At 71.5% G+C, this 20,790-nt stretch carries 21 protein-coding genes; 15 read left to right on the top strand and 6 right to left on the bottom strand.

Translation table 11 applies throughout. The annotated features are described in order from the left end of the window. Positions 1–32 precede the first annotated feature (32 nt). Positions 33–251, top strand: coding sequence for a DUF2277 domain-containing protein (locus tag ABT061_RS38705; protein ID WP_350927548.1), 219 nt, complete (start codon positions 33–35; stop codon positions 249–251). 72 nt (positions 252–323) lie between these two features. On the opposite strand, the gene ABT061_RS38700 is transcribed toward ABT061_RS38705, so the two are convergent. Continuing rightward, a complete protein-coding gene (locus ABT061_RS38700) occupies positions 324–494 on the bottom strand; it encodes a hypothetical protein (RefSeq protein WP_169750237.1) in 171 nt (56 codons plus the stop codon). A 213-nt stretch (positions 495–707) separates the two neighbouring features. Next, on the bottom strand, positions 708–2,672 hold the full coding sequence (locus ABT061_RS38695) for a Xaa-Pro dipeptidyl-peptidase (protein WP_350927546.1): 1,965 nt from the start codon (positions 2,670–2,672) through the stop codon (positions 708–710). Between the two features lie 303 nt (positions 2,673–2,975). Here ABT061_RS38695 and ABT061_RS38690 point away from each other — a divergent pair, with 303 nt between their 5' ends. From ABT061_RS38690 to ABT061_RS38680, 3 genes are all read left to right on the top strand, one after another. Next, on the top strand, positions 2,976–3,623 hold the full coding sequence (locus ABT061_RS38690; protein WP_350927544.1) for a pyridoxamine 5'-phosphate oxidase family protein: 648 nt from the start codon (positions 2,976–2,978) through the stop codon (positions 3,621–3,623). Between the two features lie 117 nt (positions 3,624–3,740). Then, positions 3,741–4,391: a nucleotidyltransferase domain-containing protein gene (locus tag ABT061_RS38685; RefSeq protein ID WP_350927542.1), complete on the top strand. Its 651-nt coding sequence runs from the start codon at positions 3,741–3,743 to the stop codon at positions 4,389–4,391. Then, on the top strand, positions 4,388–5,152 hold the full coding sequence (locus tag ABT061_RS38680; RefSeq protein ID WP_350927540.1) for a nucleotidyltransferase domain-containing protein: 765 nt from the start codon (positions 4,388–4,390) through the stop codon (positions 5,150–5,152). Before ABT061_RS38685 ends, ABT061_RS38680 begins: the two co-directional genes overlap by 4 nt. A gap of 61 nt (positions 5,153–5,213) precedes the next feature. On the opposite strand, the gene ABT061_RS38675 is transcribed toward ABT061_RS38680, so the two are convergent. Continuing rightward, positions 5,214–6,383 (bottom strand): MBL fold metallo-hydrolase, encoded by a 1,170-nt coding sequence (locus tag ABT061_RS38675; RefSeq protein WP_350927538.1) that lies wholly within the window; start codon positions 6,381–6,383, stop codon positions 5,214–5,216. A gap of 321 nt (positions 6,384–6,704) precedes the next feature. On the opposite strand from ABT061_RS38675, the gene ABT061_RS38670 reads away from it, so the two are divergent. From ABT061_RS38670 to ABT061_RS38660, 3 genes are read left to right on the top strand one after another with little or no spacing between them, the layout of a single operon-like run. Continuing rightward, complete coding sequence (locus tag ABT061_RS38670) at positions 6,705–7,397, top strand: endonuclease V (protein WP_451935398.1); 693 nt, start codon at positions 6,705–6,707, stop codon at positions 7,395–7,397. A gap of 1 nt (position 7,398) precedes the next feature. Further along, positions 7,399–8,364 carry an ankyrin repeat domain-containing protein gene (locus ABT061_RS38665; protein ID WP_350927534.1) on the top strand — a complete coding sequence of 322 codons (966 nt, stop codon included), beginning with the start codon at positions 7,399–7,401 and terminating at the stop codon, positions 8,362–8,364. 21 nt (positions 8,365–8,385) lie between these two features. Next, positions 8,386–8,934, top strand: a complete 549-nt coding sequence (locus ABT061_RS38660; protein ID WP_350927532.1) for a hypothetical protein — start codon at positions 8,386–8,388, stop codon at positions 8,932–8,934. Positions 8,935–8,947: 13 nt separating this feature from the next. Here the strand turns inward: ABT061_RS38660 and ABT061_RS38655 are convergent, their stop codons facing one another. Genes ABT061_RS38655 through ABT061_RS38645 form a run of 3 tightly spaced genes read right to left on the bottom strand, consistent with a single transcriptional unit; the run spans position 8,948 to position 12,583 of the window. Continuing rightward, on the bottom strand, positions 8,948–10,135 hold the full coding sequence (locus tag ABT061_RS38655; RefSeq protein ID WP_350927530.1) for a M20 metallopeptidase family protein: 1,188 nt from the start codon (positions 10,133–10,135) through the stop codon (positions 8,948–8,950). Then, complete coding sequence (locus ABT061_RS38650; protein ID WP_350927528.1) at positions 10,132–11,304, bottom strand: amidohydrolase family protein; 1,173 nt, start codon at positions 11,302–11,304, stop codon at positions 10,132–10,134. Before ABT061_RS38650 ends, ABT061_RS38655 begins: the two co-directional genes overlap by 4 nt. Further along, complete coding sequence (locus ABT061_RS38645; protein ID WP_350927526.1) at positions 11,294–12,583, bottom strand: glutamine synthetase family protein; 1,290 nt, start codon at positions 12,581–12,583, stop codon at positions 11,294–11,296. The genes ABT061_RS38650 and ABT061_RS38645 overlap by 11 nt, the downstream gene beginning before the upstream one ends. Positions 12,584–12,780: 197 nt before the next feature. Between ABT061_RS38645 and ABT061_RS38640 the strand changes: the two genes are divergently transcribed. The 8 genes from ABT061_RS38640 (at position 12,781) to ABT061_RS38605 (ending at position 20,789) form a co-directional block, all read left to right on the top strand. Continuing rightward, positions 12,781–13,578 (top strand): SDR family NAD(P)-dependent oxidoreductase, encoded by a 798-nt coding sequence (locus tag ABT061_RS38640; RefSeq protein ID WP_350927524.1) that lies wholly within the window; start codon positions 12,781–12,783, stop codon positions 13,576–13,578. A 201-nt stretch (positions 13,579–13,779) separates the two neighbouring features. Then, positions 13,780–15,093, top strand: coding sequence for an ABC transporter substrate-binding protein (locus tag ABT061_RS38635; protein ID WP_350927522.1), 1,314 nt, complete (start codon positions 13,780–13,782; stop codon positions 15,091–15,093). Next, entirely contained in the window at positions 15,090–15,935 is an 846-nt protein-coding gene (locus tag ABT061_RS38630; protein WP_350927520.1) for a polysaccharide deacetylase family protein, read from the top strand. The genes ABT061_RS38635 and ABT061_RS38630 overlap by 4 nt, the downstream gene beginning before the upstream one ends. A gap of 28 nt (positions 15,936–15,963) precedes the next feature. Further along, positions 15,964–17,553, top strand: a complete 1,590-nt coding sequence (locus tag ABT061_RS38625) for a gamma-glutamyltransferase family protein (RefSeq protein ID WP_350927518.1) — start codon at positions 15,964–15,966, stop codon at positions 17,551–17,553. 87 nt (positions 17,554–17,640) lie between these two features. Then, positions 17,641–18,456: an SDR family NAD(P)-dependent oxidoreductase gene (locus ABT061_RS38620; protein ID WP_350927516.1), complete on the top strand. Its 816-nt coding sequence runs from the start codon at positions 17,641–17,643 to the stop codon at positions 18,454–18,456. Further along, entirely contained in the window at positions 18,453–19,199 is a 747-nt protein-coding gene (locus tag ABT061_RS38615) for an ABC transporter ATP-binding protein (protein ID WP_350927514.1), read from the top strand. The genes ABT061_RS38620 and ABT061_RS38615 overlap by 4 nt, the downstream gene beginning before the upstream one ends. Beyond that, positions 19,196–19,927 carry an ABC transporter ATP-binding protein gene (locus ABT061_RS38610; protein ID WP_350927512.1) on the top strand — a complete coding sequence of 244 codons (732 nt, stop codon included), beginning with the start codon at positions 19,196–19,198 and terminating at the stop codon, positions 19,925–19,927. Before ABT061_RS38615 ends, ABT061_RS38610 begins: the two co-directional genes overlap by 4 nt. Beyond that, positions 19,914–20,789 carry a branched-chain amino acid ABC transporter permease gene (locus ABT061_RS38605; protein WP_350927510.1) on the top strand — a complete coding sequence of 292 codons (876 nt, stop codon included), beginning with the start codon at positions 19,914–19,916 and terminating at the stop codon, positions 20,787–20,789. The genes ABT061_RS38610 and ABT061_RS38605 overlap by 14 nt, the downstream gene beginning before the upstream one ends. Position 20,790: the final 1 nt, after the last annotated feature.

Raw genomic sequence — 20,790 nt, 5'->3', positions numbered from 1 at the left:
GTGAGAAGCACAGGACGGAGTACCGTCCTGTCATGTGCCGCAGCATCAAGACTCTCCGTGAGCCCTACGCCAGCGACGTGACCGACGACGACGTACGAGCCGCCGCGCTCCAGTACGTCCGCAAGGTGTCGGGTTTCCGCTCCCCCTCGGCGCGCAACGCCGAGGCCTTCGAAAGGGCCGTGGACGCGGTGACCGCCGCGACCCGGGCCCTGCTCGACGAGCTCCAGTTGAAGCAGGTGTCCCAGGACTGACCGGAGACGTCCGCCCGCCCACCGGCGACACAGGGGTGCCGGTGGGCGGCCGCCGGGCTCACCGGGCGTCGGTCAGTCGCGCACGTTCGAGGAGCGGAAGAGCCTGCTCGCGAACATGACCACCACGCCCACCAGGCCGATGATCAGAGCCCACTTGAGGAGCGTGAACAGGAAGCCCAGAACCGAGCCCAGCAAGATGAAGGCGATCACCACGGCCGCCACGATCAGAAGAATTCGTCCCATGCCCTCAACGCTAGGCCCTGGCCGGGCCCGGCGGCAGACCCGCGAGCCGATGTCAGGGACATGCCAGGGTCATCCCTCAGACGGGCCCCGACCCCCTCCCCCCACCCGGGACGCTCGATGGACACGACGGCCCGCCAGGAGCGACGGCTTCCCCGATCCGGATGAGCAGGTACGCCGGGAACGTGCCCGCTCATCCGGATCGAGGCCGTGACCCTAGAGGGCGGAGCGGCCGCCGACGAGGGGAAGGGTGACCGAGCTGGCGCGGGGGTCGACCGAGACGGCGGTGCCCGGGGGCAGGCGCAGCGTGAAGTCGCGGTCCGTGGAGATGAGCACGACGCCGATCCGGTGACCGGCCTTGACGACGTAGTCGCCGGGCTGGAGGTCGAAGCGGAAGTCGTAGAAGCGGTCCTCGCGCAGCAGTTCGGTCCTGGCCGCGGAGTCGCGGTTACGGACGTCCAGCCAGCCCCTTGTAATGATCTTGTAGGGGGCGGTCACCGTGACGTGCTCGGCCAGCCGGGCGCAACCGGTGTCGCCGGGCACGCCCTGGCCGTAGCAGACCTGGGTGGCACCGTAGGCGACGTCGCCGTAGGCGCGGGCGTCGGTGCCGTAGTCGACGAGCAGCGCCGTCAGGTATGGCGAGCGCCCGCCCTTGAACGCGGCCCGCACCGAGACCTCCGGGGTGCCGGACAGGCGCGCGTCGCGGGCCAGCGGACTCGACAGGTAGGCCAGGCGGTTGGGGTCGGTGCTCTCGGTGTTCTCGACGAGCTGATCGGCACCGCGGGTGCTCTGGTCGACGAAGGACTCGACGACGGCGCGGCCTCGGGGGCGGTCGGCGCCCAGGGTGCCGTTGCGGCCGTCCTGCCCGGCGGCCAGCTGGAGCCGTACGTCGCGGGTGCCCGGCAGCGGCCACGAGGCGTGCTGCGCCCACTGCCCCGGACCCGACTCCACGTCCGCCTGCGGCTCGTCCATGATGCCGTTGCGCAGGCCGTACAGGTGGAAGTCGAACCAGCGGTGGAGCTGGCGCAGCCACTCGGCGTTGCGCCCGGCGAAGGAGAACGGGTTGAAGTGCGCGCCCTGGTGGAGCCAGATCTTGCGGGGCACGTTCCGCTTCGCGAGGGCGTCCCACCACTGGACGGCCTGCTTGGTCTTGACGTTCCAGTCGTTGAGGCCGTGCACCAGGAAGACCGCCGCGCGGACCTTGCGCACGTCGTTGAGGTAGTTGCGCCGGTCCCAGAAGTCGGAGTAGTCACCGGTGACCCGGTCCTGGTCCTTCTCTATCCGGTCCATCAGCGCGCCGCAGGCCTGCTGGGCGTTCTGACGGGTCAGCACGTAGCGGGCGAGCACGTCGGCGTCCTCACCCTGGTAGCCGCCGGGGGCCAGCACCCCGCCGTTGGCCCGGTAGTAGTCGTACCAGGAGGAGATGGCCGCGATCGGCACGATCGCCTTGAGGCCCTTGACCCCGGTCGCGGCGACGGCGTTGGGCAGCGTGCCGTTGTAGGAGACGCCGATCATGCCGACGTTCCCGGTGGACCAACCGGCTTTGACCTCGTTGCCGGCCGCGTCGAATCCGCGGGCGCGGCCGTTGAGCCAGTCGATCGCGGCCTTGGGACCCGCGGTCTCGTTGTCCAGGCCGGTGGTGGGACAGCCGGTCGCCCGGCCCGAGCCGAGGTTCTCCACCAGCGCGATCGCGTAGCCGCGCGGCACGAAGTAGTTGTCGTAGTAGCCGCGGAAGGGCGGAGCGACCGCGCGGGCCACGTCGGAGCCGTCGCCGAACATCTCGTCCTGCAGGTCGTTGAACTTGTTGCGCCGGTACTCCATGCCCGCGGGGTCGGAGCCGTCGAGGTCGACGACGTGGTTGGGCACGTCGTTGCCGCCCGCGTAGTAGGGGCTGGCCTCCATGATGACCGGGACCTTCATCCCGGAGTCGGTCTCCTTGGGCCGCATGATGTCGACGGCGACCCGGTCGGGGAGCCCGTCGGCGTCACTGTCGACCCCGGCGACCTCGACGAACACGGTCTCGGTCAGCGCGTCGGCGCGCGAGTAGACCGGCTGGGTCTCGCCGTTCTCTATCAGGGGGGCCGCGGATCGGGCGGCCACCGCGGGTGACGCGGCGGCCGGCAGGACACCGGCCGGCAGGATGACCGCCAGCGCGACGATGATCGTCTTCCATCTGTTCATCGGAGGAAGCTCCCAGAGGGTCGCTAAAATCTGACAACTCCGGTCAATCTCCTTCGAAGCAATCTTGACCTGCAAGATCGAAGATATAACGAATAGGCGGCTATCTCGCGCTAAGCACGAGTTCCGCGGCGTATTCGGTGAATGGGGGGCCACTGCCGTTCATGGGGTGCCATACGCCCACCGGACGTCACGGACCGGACGGGAGGACGTCGACGCCCCGGTCACGGAACGCCCGCGCGCGTCCGGCGCGGTGGAGGAGGGGATGCCGTTGAGGCAAGATTCGAGGAAGGCTAGCCTTACCTCATGCCTTCCCTCGATACCGGTGAGACCGGCACGATCGTCACGGTCGACTCGGAAGAAGAACTCCGCCGGATCGTCGGCGAGGTCGGCGAGGTCGTCCTGCGCAAGGACATCGGTCACCTCGACGAGCACGCCCGGGATTTCATCGCCACCTCGCCCTTCCTGCTGCTGGCGACCTCGGGATCCGACGGCACCTGCGACGTCTCCCCGCGCGGCGAGGAACCCGGCGGCGTGCTGGTCCTCGACGACCACACGCTGGTGATCCCCGAGCGGCCCGGCAACCGCCGGCTCGACAGCCTGCGCAACATCGTCACCAACCCGCAGGTCGGCCTGTTGTTCGTGGTGCCGGGCACCGAGGAGACCCTGCGCGTCAACGGGCGGGCGCGGGTGGTCAGCCAGGCCCCGTACATGGAAGGCCTGCGGGTGAAGGGGAAGGTTCCCACCCTGGCGGTCAGCGTCGAGGTACGGGAGTGCTTCTTCCACTGCGCCAAGGCCTTCCGGCGCTCGGCGCTCTGGCAGCCGGAGCGGTGGCCGGACCGCGGGGCGCGGCCCACGCTGGGCCGGATCTTCAAGGAGCAGCTGGACCTGGAGTGGTCGGCCAAGCTCATCGACGACGACCTGAGCATCGACGCCCGCGAGAACCTGTACTGACGCGCGCACCGACCACCGGATCCGTTCGGGAGGCGCTCGCCGGCACGCCGCACCCGGTCGATGAGCGCCGGGGAAAACCCGTACCGGCGCCGGGCCCGGGCCTGGCAGGCTGTGCGGATGGAAGTACGGTACGTCCCGGATCACTCGGTGCTGTCGGTGGTGGTCGGCTCGCGGGCATACGGGCTGGAGAGCGAGGAGTCCGACGTCGACCGGCGCGGGGTCTTCGTGGCGCCGACCCGGCTGTTCTGGCGGCTGGCCAAACCGCCCACGCATGTCGAGGGACCGCTGCCCGAGCAGTTCTCGTGGGAGGTCGAGCGGTTCTGCGCGCTCGCGCTGGAGGCCAACCCGACGGTCCTGGAGTGTCTGTGGTCGCCGATCGTCGAGCACGCCACCGCCGCGGGCGAGGAACTGCTCTCCATCCGGGACGCCTTCGTCTCCGGACGAGCCGGACAGACCTTCGTCGGATACGCCAACGCCCAGTTCCGCCGGCTGGACCCCGAGCGTCCCAGATGGAAGCAGGCCATGCACATGGTCCGCCTGCTGATCAGCGGCCTGCACCTGATCCGCCACGGCGAGCCCCTGGTCCGGATGGACGCCCACCGCGACCGGCTGCTCGCCGTACGGCGGGGAGAGCTCTCCTGGGACGAGGTCGACCGCTGGCGCTCCGAGCTGACCGCGAGGTTCGACGGTACGGGCACGCTGCCGGCCGAACCCGACCGGCGGCGCGTGGACGAATATCTGGCGAGCACAAGGGAGGCGGCGCTGTGACCGTGACCCTGCCGTCCTGGCTGGCCGAGATCCCCGCCGGGCAGACACACCCGACCGCCTTCGCCACGATCAGCGGGGCGCACCTGTACGGTTTCCCCTCCACCGACTCCGACGTCGACCTGCGCGGTGTTCACCTGCTGCCGCTGGAGGAGGTGGTCGGCCTGCGGACGGGAAGCGAGACCCTCACCCGCTCCTGGGTGCGCGACGGTGTCGAGGTGGACCTGGTCACCCACGACCTGGCCAAGTTCTGCCGCCTGCTGCTGCGCCGCAACGGCTATGTGCTGGAACAGCTGCTCTCCCCGCTGGTGGTGGCCACCTCGCCGGTCCACCGGGAGATGATCGCCGTCGCCCCCGGCTGCGTCACCCGCCACCATGCCCACCACTACCTGGGATTCGCCCGCACCCAGTGGCGGCTGTTCGAGCGCTCCGGCGAGCTCAAGCCGCTGCTCTACACCTTCCGTGTGCTGCTCACCGGCATCCGTCTGATGCGCACCGGAGAGCTGGAGGCCGACCTCACCCGGCTCTCCGGCGGGCCGTCGTATCTCGGTGACCTGATCGCCGCCAAGCGCTCCGCCGAGCACGGCCCGCTGCCGGCGGACGCGCCGGAACCGGAACGACTGGCGGGCGACGTCACCCGGCTGACCGGGGAACTGGAGGAGGCGCGGGACGCCTCCCGCCTTCCCGACATCGCGCCGTCGGCGGACGCGGTGCACGATCTCGTCGTCCGCACTCGCCTGTCAACGAGAACCGCGATGGCCTGAACCTCCGTCGCGGCCGTCAGGCGCACCCGGCCGCCGGAGCAGCGGTGGGTGAGCTCGTCGCTCAGAGTCTCGGGGAGGGAGGGAGCGACGGCTGTCGCGGCCGGCGGCCCGTCTCGCCGCCGCGCAGCAGTTCCCACCAGCTCTCCAGCAGCGGGACGTCGGCGGTGTCGACGCGCTCACCCGGGCGGGGGACGGCGAGGCGGACGTCACGGGCCTTGGCCTCGCGCCAGAGACGGTCGACCGGTTCGGCCCAGGGGTGCGTGGCCAGGGTGAAGGTCGCCCAGTGGACCGGGAGGAGCAGCCTGCCGCCCAGGTCGAGGTGGGCGTTGACCGCCTCCTCTGGGTTCATGTGGATGTCGGGCCAGGCGGCGTTGTAGGCGCCGATCGGCATGAGCGTGAGGTCGAACGGGCCGTGCGCGGCGCCGATCCCGGCGTATCCGTCGAAGTACCCGGAGTCACCGGCGTAGAAGACCTTCCTCTCCCGGCCGGCGATGACCCAGGAGCCCCACAGGGTGACGTTGCGGTTGAGGGTGCGACCGGAGAAGTGACGGGCGGCGGTCGCGACGAACCGCAGGCCCGCGACGCTCGCCTCCTCGTCCCAGTCGAGCTCGACGATCCGCGAGGCGGGCACGCCCCAGCGCTCCAGGTGGGCGCCGATCCCCAGCGGCACCAGGAACGGCGCGGTCTGCAGCGTGAGCAGGCCGCGTACCGTCGCACGGTCGAGGTGGTCGTAGTGATCGTGCGAGATCACGATCGCGTCGAGCGGCGGGAGGCCTGCCAGCGGCCCCGGCATCGGGTGCAGGCGCCGCGGGCCGACCAGCTGGGAGGGCGAGGCGCGCCTGCTCCACACCGGGTCGACGAGCACGCGGCGGCCCTCGATCTCCAGCAGCGCGGTGGCGTGACCGTACCAGACGACGCTCAGCCCGGTCGGGGACGGCCCGCCCGCCGGTGCGGTCACCACCGGGACCGGCGTGGCCGGGCGGCGCTCCTCGCGGTTGTGCAGCATGTTCCAGGCGATCTCCCGCGCGCTCTGCGGCGAGGGTACGAAGACGCCGGGCGTGGAGTTGCGAAAGAGGCCGTCGTGGAACTGCGGCGAGCGGCGCATCCGCTCCAGCCGCTCCCCCCTGGCCCTGCCCCCGAGTTCCGCGGGGATGTCCTTCAACGCCCATCCGGCGGCGGCCAGTGCCAGCCCGCCCATGAGGAGACGCCCGATCGATCTGCTGCCCGCCATGCGGCCCACGCTCCTGAAGTCGCCAGTGCCTGCAGAACGATCTCGGCTCCGCGGCTGTTCCCGTCACGCCTTGGGCGGAAGCCGCCCAGCGTCGCGACGAACGGGGACCGGAAGGCATCATGAGGAACGATCCCGGCTCCGCCACCGCTCCCGTCACACCATGGGCAGGACCCGCCCGGCAGCATGAGAACCCGGGACCGGAGGGCACCGCTGGGGGTGGGACGCCGCACGGCGACTTCACCGGTCACCAAAGAAGACGAACAGTCCCAAAATATAACGTCATACTGTAAAAGTAGCGATCATGTAGTTATGAAGGTACAAATGCCGCGCACTGTCATGGAGGCCGAAGCCATCCAGGACGAGCTCAGAGCACTGCTCGACCTGACCGGCCCCGGTCCCCGCAGTCCGGCCAGGGTCGCGGGAGTGGACGTCGCCTACGACAGGGACCGGCTGGCGGCGGCGGTGACCGTGCTGGACGGGACGACGCTGGAGATCGTCGAAGAGGTCGCCGTCAGCGGGAGGGTGGCCTTCGACTACGTCCCCGGGCTGCTCGCCTTCCGGGAGGTTCCCGCCCTGCTGGACGCCCTTGAACGGCTCTCCGTGACCCCCGACCTGGTCGTCTGCGACGGATACGGCCTGGCGCACCCGCGCCGCTTCGGTCTGGCCTGCCACCTCGGCGTGCTCACCGGACTGCCCACGATCGGGGTCGGCAAGACCGCCTTCGTCGGCACCTATCCCACGCCCGCGCCCGAGCGGGGCTCGTGGGCCGACCTGACGCTGGACGGCGACGTCGTCGGCCGCGTGCTGCGCACCCGGCACGGGGTCAAGCCCGTCTTCGTCTCCGTGGGACACCGTGTCGACCTCGCCACGGCCTGCCACAACGTGCTGAACCTGACACCCCGCTACCGCCTTCCCGAGACGACCCGCGCCGCCGACCGGCTCTCCCGCGAGGCACTGATCGAAAACTGTCGTCCGGACCTGGTTGGATTCACTCAATACCACGAAATGGGATGAAGTGAGCGACAACGAGTGGGCCGAGGACGTCGACGCGTGGTGCGACACCAACCTGGCGCGGATCCGCCGGCGACTGGCGAGCGGGTTCGATCCCGGGCAGTGGCTACCGTGGCTGCGCACGACGCCCCTGCACCGGGCCGCCCAGGAGGGTGCCGTCCAGGTGATAGAGCTGCTGCTGGCCTCGGGCGCGGAGGTCGACCCCGTCGACGCCGACGGCGCCACCCCGCTCTGGGAGGCCGTGCGCCACGGCTGGGACGACGCCGTGCGGGTCCTGCTCGCCGCGGGCGCGGACCCCTGGCGGCCGTGCATCGCGGGCCGCTCCCCCGGCTCCCAGGCGCTCTTCACCGAACTGGCCGACCTGTTCGCCCAACTGCCTGGGGCTCCCACCGTCAGCCCCAGGCTCCGCGAGCTCCAGGACACCGTCGACGCGATGATGTTCTCCTACGAGGACTACAACGAGGGACTGTGCGTCGCCTTCGTCGGCGAGGTGACCGAGGAGGAGGTCATCCGCCGCCTGGGCGCCGTGCCGGAGTCGTGCCCGCCGCTTTCGACCGGCGAGCTGTGGAGCGCCGAGCATGCCTCCCCTGTGGAGGTCCTGCGGGTGGCCAGCCCGCCGGGGGGTGGGGTGGTGCTCTTCCAGTCCGACGGCATCCTGCCGGTGCACGACGGGGTCGGCCGTGCCGTCACCTCGGGCGGCGGAGTGCTGGCCGGGGCCTTCCCGTTCGCCAGCGCGTCCGTCGACATCTGGCGGGACGGGCTCCCCGCCGGACGGCCCTCGGTGCACGAGCAGCTCTCCGACAGCAGCATGGTCGAACTGTGGATGTGCCGTTTCGGCGACTGCGGCGCCCACCCCTCCACCGCGACCGAGCGCACCCTGGGCCTGATGACGCTGCTGACCTCCACCTACATCACCGAGGAGTGGTTGTGGAGCGCTCCGATGAGACTGGTCCCTGTCGCACTGCGGTGAAATGGGTAGAGTCGCACAACGATGAGAATCCACACGATCACCGCGCTCTGGGAAGACATACCCGACGATGCCGACGACCTCGTCCTGGTACGCGGCGGGTTCCGGGTCTATCTCTGCCTGTGCGGCAGGCCACTGGCCGACAGGGCCGCAGCCGAGCTGCACGCGTCGGAGACCAACCAGTGCACCACCTGCCTGGGCAGCACCGTCGAGAACATCGTGCCCGACTTCTCCCAGCAGTGCACGGCCTGCGCCGGAACCGGCCGGCGCAGGGCGCAGCTGACCTGGCAGCTCGCCCACGCCGAGGCCGAGACGGTGATCACCGTCGAGTTCGTCCGCGGACTCATCGCCGGCTTCACCAAGCCGTTCCGGCTCTCCGAGGTGGCCGACCTGGTCCGCGACACCCTCAACCTCCCGGTGGGCCGGCTGCCGGTCGGCCCACGGGTCCGCGACGTCCTGCGCACCCTGGAGGCGAGGGGCGAACTCGTGCTGCTCTCCGCCCCCGACGAACTCCTGCGCGGCACCTCGGTCATGCTCTACCGCGACCCCTACTGGGAACACGCCGCCGGCTGAGCGTCCTTCGCGGCTACATCTTCTCCGCCGCCGCGAGGTAACCCGCCAGCATGGCCAGCGCGACATCGCGTACCGCGTCGTCGCCGGGCAGGAAATCGGCGCTGTGCATGCGTACGTCCGTACCGTCACCGACCCCGACGAACATCATCAGGCCGGGCAGCACCGCGGAGAGGTAGGAGAAGTCGTCGGCGCCGAAGGAGAGCAGCGGCCGCGAGAGCGTGAGGCCCAGGTGGGTCAGGTGGGCACCGGCTCGGGTGGCGAGCCCGGAGTCGTTGTACAGGACCGGCTCCCCCCGGGTGATGCTCACCTTCGCCTCGCAGCCGTGGGCCCGCGCGACCAGGTCCGCGACCTCCTCCAGCCGGGCGTGCACCTGGTCGCGGATGCGCTCGCTCAGCGCCCTGACCGTACCGCCGGCCGTGGCCTCGTCGGGCACGACGTTGGCCGCGCTGCCGGCCGCCAGCGTGGAGACGCCGAGGACCGCCGAGCTGGTCGGGTCGACGTCACGGCTGACCACCCGCTGCAGGGCGACGACGACGTGCGCGAGCGCGAGCACCGGATCGCTGGTCAGATGAGGGTAGGCGGCGTGCCCGCCGCGGCCCCTGACCACGACCGTGAACTCGTCGGCGGCGGCGTTCACCGTGCCGGGGGTGGCCGCGACCTCGCCTCGCGGCAGGGTGGGCTGGACGTGCGCACCGATGATGGCGGTGATCTGGTGCTCCGCCAGCGACGGCGACCGGGCGATGTCGTGGGCGCCGGAGGGGTAGGTCTCCTCGCGCGGCTGGAGCATCGCGACCAGCGGGGGCGCGCCGGGGGTGTCACCGACCGCGTGGCAGAGCGTCACCAGGGCGGCGAGGTGCACGTCGTGCCCGCAGGCGTGCATGCGGCCCGGCCTCCCGGACGCCCAGTCGACGCCGGTCCGCTCGGTCACCGCCAGCGCGTCGAGTTCGGCCCGTACCGCGACCGCGGGCCCAGGGCCGCCGACACGCACCAGCGCGCCCGTACCGGCCACCGCGTCCACCGGGCGTCCGGGCAGCTCGGCCAGGATCAGGTCGCGGGTCGGCCCCTCCTCCCCCGACAGGTCGGGGTGGGCGTGCAGCCGGCGGCGCAGCTCCGTCGCGGCGGGCAGCCGGCGCTCCAGTGCCGCCCGGAGCCTGGCCTCGACGGAGTCGGCGGCCGAGCCGAAGGCAAGAGGCTCGATCATTTGGCCGGGTCCAGACCGTAGACGCGCAGGGCGTTGTCCACACCGATCATGGTGGCCACCCGGACGGCCTCCTCCTCGGCCCACTCGCCGGCGTCGACCCACCCGCGCAGTGCCCGGCCGAGCCCGCGGCGGAACAGGTGCGCTCCCAGCATGTGCAGCTCCGCCGGACCCCAGGCGTCCGAGGAGAACAGGATCTTGGCGAACGGCGCGAGTTCCAGCGACTCGGCGATCAGCGCGTCCGACCGGCTGCCGGTGTAGTTGACGCCGAGACCGACATCGAAGTAGACGTGCGGGAAGACCTGCGCGAGATAACCGGCGTTGCGGTGGTAGGGGTAGCAGTGCAGCAGCAGGATGTCCACGCCGTGCGGCTCGATGAGCTTCAGCCAGCGGGTGAGCAGCAGCGGGTCGCACATGTGCAGTTCCACATCGGGGTCCCCGTAACCGGCGTGCAGTTGCAGCGGCAGCCCGCGCTCCACCCCGGCCCAGAGTCCGAGGCGGAGCAGCACCGGGTCGTCCACCCGCCACTGGCCGCTCGCCTCACCGGCGGACAGCCAGCGGTCCGCCGCCAGGGCGACCTCCCGGTCACCGGGTGGTGCCGGGTCGAAGGCGAAGCCGTGCCGGTAGGCGACGATGCTCTTGAGGCCGACGGCGTCGGCGGTGCGGCGCTCCAACTCCTCGCGGAAGCGGCCCGGCAGCTCCGCGGCCGAGACCCCCGAGGCGGCCACCTGCTCCAGCACCCGCTCGATGCGGACCACCTCGTGCGCGGGCCGCCCCGACGCCTCCGCCATCCCGGCCGGGTCCAGGACGTCGTCGCCCCGATAACCGGTCTCCAGCAGGAAGCGGCCGATGCCGCTGGCGGCCAGTAGCAGCCGGTTCACCTCGGCGGCGCCCAGTTCGGTGCGGCGCGCCAGGTATTCCTCCGGTGCGGCGTGGGCGGGCAGGCCGAGGACCGGCGCGCACCAGCGGCGGATCGCGAAGCCGAGCTGGGAGTCGAACTGGGTCATGAACGCCGGGATCGGCCGGTCGGACTCGGTCACCAGCGTCTCGAACTCACCGCGGCCCAGGTCTCCCGAGGAGGCACCGTGTACATGGTGGTCGACCAGGGGCAGGGTGGCGAGCACGCTCTCCAGGTCGCCGGCCGCGTCCCCGGAGAAGTTCTCAGTAGACATCGGCGACCTTCCGGCAGAGCTCGTGGTCGGGCAGTCCCTTGACGCAGGCCAGCTCGGCCCGTCGCACGGCGAGGAACGTGTGGAGCAGTTCGTGGGGGAACCAGCCTCGGGCGACCTCGTCGGCCTCCAGCGCGGCGAGGGCCTCAGGCAGGGAGCCGGGGAGCGCGGGCTCTCCGGCCAGGTCGGCCTCGGTCGCGGTCTCCGGCCACACCCGGGCGGGCTCGGCCCCGGCCAGTCCCGCGAGGCCGGCGCGGATCAGGACGCCGAGCACCAGCCACGGGTTGGCCGTGGCGTCCGCCGCCCGGTACTCCAGGTGGAGCTGGCCCGCGGGGTCGGCGCCGCCGATCTCGACGGTCGGCGCGATGCGCAGCAGCGCCTCGCGGTTGCGCTCGGCGAGGAAGACCCCGCCGGCACTCCACCGGTGCGGGGTGAGCCGCAGGTAGGAGCCGACGCTGGGCGCGGTGACGGCCACCACCGCACCGGCGTGCCGCAGGATTCCGGCCGCGAACCTGGCCGCGGTCGAGGAGAGCCTGCCGGGTGCTCCGGCGTCGAACATCACCGGGCCGCCACCGACCTCGCGGAGCGAGAAGTGCACGTGGACGCCATTGCCGACGCCCGCGGGGTCGGCCAGCGGGACGAAGGTGACCGAGTGCCCCCGGCGGCGGGCGAGGTCGCGGACGAACTCGCGCAGCAGGACCGCCCGGTCGGCGGCGACCATTCCGGGGGCGGGCCGCAGGGTGATCTCGAACTGGCCGTCCCCGTACTCGGGGAGCCAGCTCTCCGGCTCCAGCCCGGCCGTCTCCAGCAGCGCGACCAGGTCGGTGCCGAACGGCTCGGCGCCGCGCAGGCGCTGGAAGGAGAAGGGCGGCGCCTCGGCCTGGCCGCCGAGCATGAACTCGTGCTCGAAGGAGACGTTCACCTCAAGGCCCGCGATCTCCCTCAGGTCCGCCAGCGCGCGGGCGAGAAAGCCGCGCGGGCAGCCGGGCCAGGGGCTGCCGTCCAGGCCGGTCTGGTCGGCGAGGTAGAGGCGGGTGCCCGGCACCGGACCGTCGGCGGGCAGGTCGACGGCCGTCGCGGGGTCGGGGAGCAACCTCAGGTCGCCCACCGAGCCGAAGACGTTGTCGTCGGCCAGGTGGCCGAAACAGGTCAGCGCCAGATCGGCGGGGACCCACCCCACTCCGGTACGCAACGTCTGGTCCAGCCGGGCCACCGGGGTAGCCCGGCCCCGCACCTGGGCCGCGAGGTCACAGGTCGCCACGAAGGCGGTCCCTGTCGTCATCGGCTCTCTCCTCCCAGTCCGGTCCGCACCTCGCGTCCCGGCCGCCCTAAGTGAAACATATGGTTCACATGTATGGTCAAGACGGCGGAATGAAACTTAGCATGCGTGTTACCTGGTAGCCCCGACAGAAACGCCCAGGTCATATGTGTCGAGCCAGCGGGAGGCCGCTCCCGCCCGGCATCACCGGAAGGCATCCCATGACGGACAGCTTCTCTCCCGGCAGGCTCAACGGGACGGTCGTCCTGGTCACCGGCGGAGCCCAGGGCATCGGCCGGGGCATCACCGGGGCGTTCCACGAGGCGGGGGCGACGGTCGTCGTCGCCGACCTCGACGAGACGCGCACGGCGAGAGTCACCGCGGAACTCGCCGCCGTCCCTGGCGGCTCACCGGCGGCGGCCTCGGCGGTGCGCCTGGACGTGCGCGACCCGGGGTCGGTGACCGCCGCCTTCGAGCAGGCGACCGCCCTGCACGGCGGGGTGGACGTGCTGGTCAACTGCGCCGGGGTCTATCCGAACACCCCGGTCCTCGAGATGACCGCCGCGGAGTGGGACGAGGTGTTCGCCGTCAACGTCCGCGGCGTGATGCTGGCCTCGCAGGCCTTCGCCCGTACCTCCGGCTCCCTCGGGGGCGGGCGCCGGATCGTCAACGTCTCCTCCGGTGCGGCCCGCTCGGCCCGGGTGGGCGCCGCCCACTACTGCTCGTCCAAGGCGGCGGTGGAGATGCTCACCAGGGTCCTGGCGCTGGAGTTCGCCCCGTCACAGATCACCGTCAACGCCGTCGCCCCCGGGCTGATCGAGGTCCCGGCCACCGTGGCGCTCTCGGCCGAGTACGTGGCGGCACTGGTCGCCGGGCAGCCGGTGCACCGCATGGGCACGCCGGCGGAGATCGCGCGGGCGTGCGTGTTCCTCGCCGATCCGGACTCCTCCTTCATCACCGGGAGTGTTCTCGACGTGGACGGAGGCTTCCTGGCCGGAACGGCCCTGCCGCCGAGCTGATCCATGTTTTACGAGATCAGAGCGGTACGACGGATCGAGTTTAAGTAACAAACCTTTTACAGGTCTAGCCTTTGCCGCAGGATGCAACATACGTTTCAATTGTCGACAGTGACAGAACGTTGCAAAACAGGCATGTGACGCCCTCCGGCATGTCCCGCATGCGTTCGTCCCCTCGTCCCACAGACGCAGAGAGGCTTCACCGTGGCCCGTTCCCCCTTCCTCCGTCCCCGGACGCCCATCCGGGCGATCACCGCCGTCGCGGTGACCGGCGCCCTGGCGGCGCTCACCGCCTGCTCCTCCTCCACCTCCCCCGACACCTCCGCCGCGGAGACCGGCGGCGCGGCCGGCGCGAAGGAGATCCAGATCGGCCTGCTCGCCCCGCTGACCGGGGGCCTGGCATCCGACGGCCTGGGCATGAAGCAGGGGGCCGAGCTGGCCATCAAGCAGCTCAACGAGGCCGGTGGCGTCAACGGGTACACGTTCAAGCTCAAGGTCGTGGACGTGCAGAGCCAGTCCAACGACGCGGTGACCAAGGGCGTGCAGACCCTGACCGACGACGAGTCGGTGAAGGCGGTCGTCACCGGCTACGCCTCCACGTCCAACTTCGAGATCGACGAGTTCGCCGCGGCGGAGAAGGTCTACCTCATCGGCGGCAACACCGCGCAGACCCAGGCCATCATCGAGAAGGACCCGGCGAAGTACCCCACGGTCTGGTCGATCACCCCCGACTACGACGCCTACGGCACCGAGCCGGTCGACCTGGCGGAGTCCTGGGCCGAGCAGGGGCTGTGGAAGCCGCGCAACAAGTCGGCGTTCATCGTCCGCTCCGACAACCCCTACAGCGAGAACATCGCCGACGGCCTGGTCAAGCACTTCAAGGCCAAGGGCTGGAGCATCGCCGGCCAGGAGAAGGTGCCGTTCGGCACGGTCAACGACTGGGGCACGGTCCTCGGGAAGATCCGCTCGGCCGACCCCGACTTCATCGTCAACACCGACTACCAGGTCTCCAACGAGGCCAGCTTCCTGCAGCAGTTCCTGCAGAAGCCCACCGAGTCCCTGGTCTTCATGCAGTACGGCCCCAACCAGCCCCAGTTCTTCGAGCTGACCAAGCAGCAGGCCGAGGGCGTGCTGTTCAACAACCTCGCGGGCATGGTGCCCTCGCCCAGCTACCCGCCGGCCGCGCAGCTGCAGAAGGACTGGCAGGCCGCGTACGGGACCGACAACGTCGACCCGCAGGGCGTGATGACGTACGTGGAGACCATGATCTACGCCGATGCGCTGCGCGAGGTCGGCGACCCCGACGACGCGCTGGCGATCGGTGCCGCCATCGGCAAGAGCGACAGCGAGCGGGCCTCCGGCCGGATCGTGTTCGACCAGGCCACGCACCTGGCCAAGCAGGGTGACGACTACGTGCCGCTGCAGTCCTTCCAGTTCCAGGACGAGAAGCGGGTGCTGATCGCCCCTGAGAAGTACAAGTCGGGTTCCTTCCAGCTCCCGCCGTGGATGAAGAAGTGACCTCGGCTCCCCTGGCGCTGCCGCCGGGCAAGCGGATGGCCGTGGCGCTGACCTTCGACTTCGACGCCCACTCCCCCTGGATGGGCACCATGGGCCGCACCTCGCCGTCCTACCTGTCGCGTGGTGACTTCGGCGCCGAGCAGGGGGTGCCCCGGCTGCTGGAGCTGCTCGGCCGCAACCACCTGCCGGCGACCTGGGCCACCCCCGGCCACGACCTGGTGACCTTCCCGCACCGCATCGAGCAGATCCTGGCGGCCGGGCACGAGATCGCCGCGCACGGCTGCTACCACGAGGTCGTGCCCGACCTGGGGCCCGACGAGGAGCGCCGGCTCATGGAGGTCGCGCTGCGCCAGCACGAGCAGGTCGTCGGGCGCCGCCCCCGCGGCTACCGCTCGCCCGCCTGGGACTTCTCCGAGAGCACGCTGGGCCTGCTCGAGGAGTTCGGCTTCGACTGGGACAGCTCGCTGATGGGCCGGGAGTTCGAGCCGTACCGGCCCCGGCGGGTCACGGTGAACTACGAGTCGGCCAGCGAGTTCGGCCCGGAGAGCCGGATCGTGGAGATCCCCGTGTCGTGGTATCTCGACGACTGGCCCTCGGTGGAGTACGTCGCCGGGGTCTCCCCGCTGGGTTCCCACCGCGACATGGAAGACCGCTGGAACACCATCTTCGACTACGCCCACCAGCGGGTTCCCGGCGCGGTCTACGTGCTCACCATGCACCCGCAGACCATCGGCCGAGCCCACCACCTGCTCGTCCTGGAGGCGTTGGTCGAGCGGATGCTGGCGGCGGGCGACGTCTGGTTCGCGACGCTGAGCGAGATCGCCGATGCCTGGCAGGGCTGAGCCGGGCGCTCCCCGGGGAGCCGGCGGGATGGTCACCGCGCCCGACCCGAGGGCGGCGCGCGCGGGGGCGTCGATGCTGCGCGCCGGCGGCAGCGCCGTGGACGCGGCGGTCGCCACGGCCTTCGCCACCGGAGTGGTCGAGCCCTACATGAGCGGGCTCGGCGGCGGCGCCTGGCTGGTGGTGCGCGAGCCGGGCGCCCCGGCCGCGACCGTCGTGTGCGGCCCGATCCTGGCTCCGGGCCTGGCGCACCCGCGGATGTTCGCCCCGGCGGCGTCCGCGACCGGCACCGGCCTGTACAACTGGCCGGCCATGCGTGACGACGCGAACATCGTCGGCCCGCTGTCGGTGGGCGTCCCCGGAGCGGTCGCCGCGTTGTGCCGGGCGCACGCCAGGTTCGGCCGCCTGCCACTGGCCCAGGTGCTCGCCCCGGCGATCGAACTGGCCGAGGCGGGGCACGAGACCAACTGGTTCGCCTCCTCGGCGATCTGCGCCGAGGCCCGGACGCTGCGGGCCTTCCCCTCCTCCGCGGAACTCTTCCTGCCCGACGGCCTGCCGCTGCGCGGCCCGTCCCAGGGCCCCGGCGACAGGCTCGTCCAACCCCGGCTGGCCCGGGTGCTCCGCGAGATCGGCGCCGGCGGCCCTGACGCGTTCTACCTGGGCCGGGCCGCCCGCGCGATCGCGACGGCCGTCACCGGGGCCGGTGGCCTGCTGTCGGAGAAGGACTTCGCCGGGTATGTCGCCGACGAGTCCGAGGTCCTGCCCGTCGAGATCGGCCCGATGCGGCTGTACGGCCCGCACGCCACCGGGGTGATCTCGGTGATCGAGGCACTGCAGCTGGTCGAGGCCGCCCGGCGGCGTGGGCTGGATCCGGGGGCTCGCCTGTGGGCGCGGGTACTGTCCCACGCCTTCGAGGACCGGCTGCGCGAGGTCACCACCTCCCAGGAGGGTCCGGCGAGCTGGGCCCGGCTGGCCTCCCCCGAGTACGCCGACGAGATGGTGGCCCGCTGGATCGCGGGCGGGAACAACCCTCCCGCGCCTCCCGGCGGCTCCGCCAGGGCGGGGTGCACCTCGCACATGTCGGCGGTCGACGACGAGGGCATGACGGTCTCGCTCACCCAGACGGTGCTCGACCTGTTCGGCTCCCGCATGGTGGAACCGGAGACCGGCATCGTGCTGAACGACGGGATGATGTACTTCGACCCCCGCCCCGGCCGGGTGACCAGCGTCGCTCCGGGCGCGGCCGGGCTCAGCGCGGTCAGCCCCGTCGTGCTGACCGGCCCAGGGGACGCCGAGGCGACGCTCGGCGCCTCGGGCGGGCGGCGGATCATCTCCGCCGTCGCCCAGATCGCCGCCCGCTGGCGTGACGGCGTGGACCTCCAGGAGGCGATCTCGGCGCCGAGGATCCACGCCGAGGGCGACCGCGTCTGGCTGGACACGCGCGACGCGGGGGCCTCAGCCGACCTCTCCGCCGCCGGGTTCGACGTCCAGGTCGTCACCGAGGAGCCCACCACCTGGCACTTCGCCCGGCCCAACGGCATCGCGCGGCGCGGTGGCGGAGCGTGGTCCCCCGGCGTCGACCGGATGAAGCCGTACGGGGTGGGCCTGCCCGGCGGATGAGACAGGCCGGCCGAGACGGCCACCCGGCCGCGGCCCACCACGGCCGACCAACACCACGAGTACCAGCAGATTGAGGGAGATATCGCGATGGCGAGCACTCTGACCGGGCAACGCGCCCTGGTCACAGGCGCGGCGGGCGGGATCGGCGCGGCCATCGCGCACCGCCTGCGCGCGGAGGGGGCGCGGGTCATGATCGCCGACGTCGACGTGGAACGCGGGACACGTACCGCCCTGGAGTTGTCGGGGGACGGCCCCGCATGCGTGTTCCAGGCGGCGGACGTGTCCGACGAGGGCAGCGTCGAGGCGCTGTTCGCGCGGGCCTCGGACGAGTTCGGCGGCCTGGACATCCTGGTCAACAACGCCGGCATCGCGGAGAGCGGCGGCGGCGTCACCGGCGTACCGGTCTCCGAGTGGCGCAGGGTCATGGACGTCAACGTCACCGGGACGTTCCTGTGTGCCAGGGCGGCCTTCCCGCTGCTGGCCGCGGGCGGGGCGGGCGCCATGGTCAACCTGTCGTCCATCTTCGGGGTCACCGGCCTGCCGGCCTTCCCCGCCTACTCCGCGGCCAAGGGCGCCATCGCCAACCTGACCCGGCAGCTCGCCGTCGAGGGCGGCCCGCGGGGAATCCGGGTCAACGCCGTGCTGCCCGGCTACGTCGACAACGACATGGGCGACTCGCGGAGCCTGCTCGACGCCGAGGCCGCCGCGGAGTCCCTGCGGCAGCGCGAGGCGGCGGCGGCCCGCCAGCCGGCCGGGCGGCAGTGCTCACCGGACGAGATCGCCGCGGCGGTCGCGTTCCTGGTCGCCCCGGACGCCTCGTTCGTCAACGGCGTGCTGCTCCCGGTCGACGGCGGTTTCCTCGCCCAGGGCGATTGGCGCGGGCCGGGGCAGGTCGCGTCGTGAACGGGAACTCGCAGGTCATCCTCGCCGCGCACGAGGTCGGCAAGTCGTTCGGCAGCCTCAGGGCCGTCGACGGCGTCTCGATGTCGGTGACGCGCGACGAGGTCTTCGGCCTGGCCGGCCCCAACGGCGCGGGCAAGAGCACGCTGTTCAACCTGCTCACCGGTATCCCGATCCGGCCCGACTCCGGAAAGGTGATCTTCGACGGTCACGAGATCCAGAACCGCTCGCCGCGCTGGATCGCCAAGGCCGGTCTCAAGCGCACCTTCCAGACCGAGGCCGTCTTCGAGTCGCTGAGCGTACTGGAGAACGTCCGTATCGGCTCGGCGTACGGCGGCGCGGGCAGGGCCAGGCGCTGGAACCCCGCCCGGTGCCGGGAGGCGCTGGACGCGGTGGAGCTCGGCGGCGATCTGAACCGCCCGGCCGACGGGCTTTCGCTGATCGACCGCAAACGCCTGATGATCGCCGGCGCACTGGTCAGCGGCCCTTCGGTACTGCTGCTCGACGAGCCCGCGGCCGGCCTCGACCCGGCCGACCAGGACGCGCTGATCCGGTTGCTGGCCGGTGTGCACGGCACGGGCGTCACCATGGTGATCATCGAGCACGTGCTGTCGGTGCTGGAGGCGCTCGCCGACCGGATGGCGGTCCTCGACAGCGGCCGGATCATCGTGACCGGCCGACCGGCCGAGGTCCTGTCCGACCCGAGGGTCGTCGAAGCCTACCTGGGACCGGGGGCCGCGCGATGAGCGATCTGCTGACCGTGGAGAACCTCACCGCCGGCTACGGCCAGGCGAAGGTGTTGCGCGGCATCTCGCTGCGCGTCGGACAGCACGAGGCGATCGGGCTGCTGGGGCCGAACGGCCACGGCAAGACCACGCTGCTGCGCTGCGTCTCCAACCTGCACCGGGCCGCCTCCGGCACGATCGCCTTCGCCGGACGGGACACCAGGGGCGAGTCCCCCGGCAGCCTGGTCAGGCGCGGGCTCATCCACGTGCCGCAGGGCTCGCGGCTGTTCCCGCAACTGACCGTGGAGGAGGCACTGCGGCTCTCCGCGTCCTCCAGCGGGCACTCCTCGACCTGGCGGGACGGGATCGACCAGGTGTTCTCGGTCTTCCCCAAGCTCAAGGAACGGCGCCGGCAACTCACCGGCACGCTCAGCGGCGGGGAGCGCCAGATGGCCAGCCTCGGCATGGGCCTGATGGCCCGGCCCACGCTGCTGATCCTCGACGAGCCCACGCTGGGCCTGTCACCGAAGGTCAAGCACGAGCTGAGCGAGTGCATCGTGCGGGTCCGCGCCGAGGTCTCGTCGGTCATCCTGATCGACGGCGACATGGACCTGGTGCTCGACCTGACCGACCGCTACCACGTCATCCTGCACGGCGACGTGGTGGACAGCGGCGCGTCGGACGGCAGCCGCAGCCGCGACGAGATGATGTCGCTCTTCCTGGGAGGGACCGCCGATGGACGGCATTAGTGTCATCGTGACGAGCACGCTCGTCCTCGGCGGCCTCTACATGCTCATGGCGGCGGGGCTGACGCTGATCTGGTCCACGCTGCGGGTCTTCAACTTCGGGCACGGCGCGCTGATGATGTTCGGCGCCTACCTGACCTGGACGCTGCTCGACGCCGGCGGGCTGCCGGTGGCGGTCGCGCTGCTCGGCGCCGTGGCGGCGATGGCGCTGATCGGGTTGGCCTACGAGTTCCTGCTGGTCAGCCCGTTCATCCGGCGCCCAGGAGGCGACATGCTGGTGATGGTCGCCACGCTGGCGGCCACGATGCTGCTGCAGAGCGGCGCCCAGCTGATCTGGGGGCCGGAGATCAAGCAGCTCCCGCCGTTCGGTGGCGCACGCGTCGAGGTCGCCGGGGCGGTCGCCCAGGGCAGCCAGCTCGTCACGATCCTGCTGGCCCCGCTGCTGGTGGGCCTGCTGGCCCTGGTCCTCAAACGCACCGGCATCGGGCTGACCGTACGGGCGCTGGAACAGAACCGCGAGCACGCCCAGCTGCTCGGCATCGCACCCCGCCGGGTCTACGTCTTCGTGGTCGTGGTCGCGATCGGCCTGGCCACCGTGGCCGGGGCGCTGCTCGGCAGCATGCAGTTCATCTCCCCGGGCATGGGCGGCGACCCGCTACTGCGGGCCTTCGTGGTGCTCGCCTTCGGCGGAGCCGGCAGCCTGGCGGGCACCATCGCCGGCGCGTACGCCATCGGCCTGCTCGAGGCCGTCACCACCTACTACTTCGGGCTCTCCTGGAGCCCGGTCCTGGTCTTCCTCGCAATGATCGTGATCATGCTGGTCAAACCCGAGGGACTGCTGCGGACCAGGGTGAGGAGCGCGTGAA

The sequence above is a fragment of the Streptosporangium sp. NPDC002544 genome, assembly GCF_040295965.1.
Taxonomy (GTDB): domain Bacteria; phylum Actinomycetota; class Actinomycetes; order Streptosporangiales; family Streptosporangiaceae; genus Streptosporangium.
This window is presented reverse-complemented; position numbering and strand designations above follow the sequence as displayed.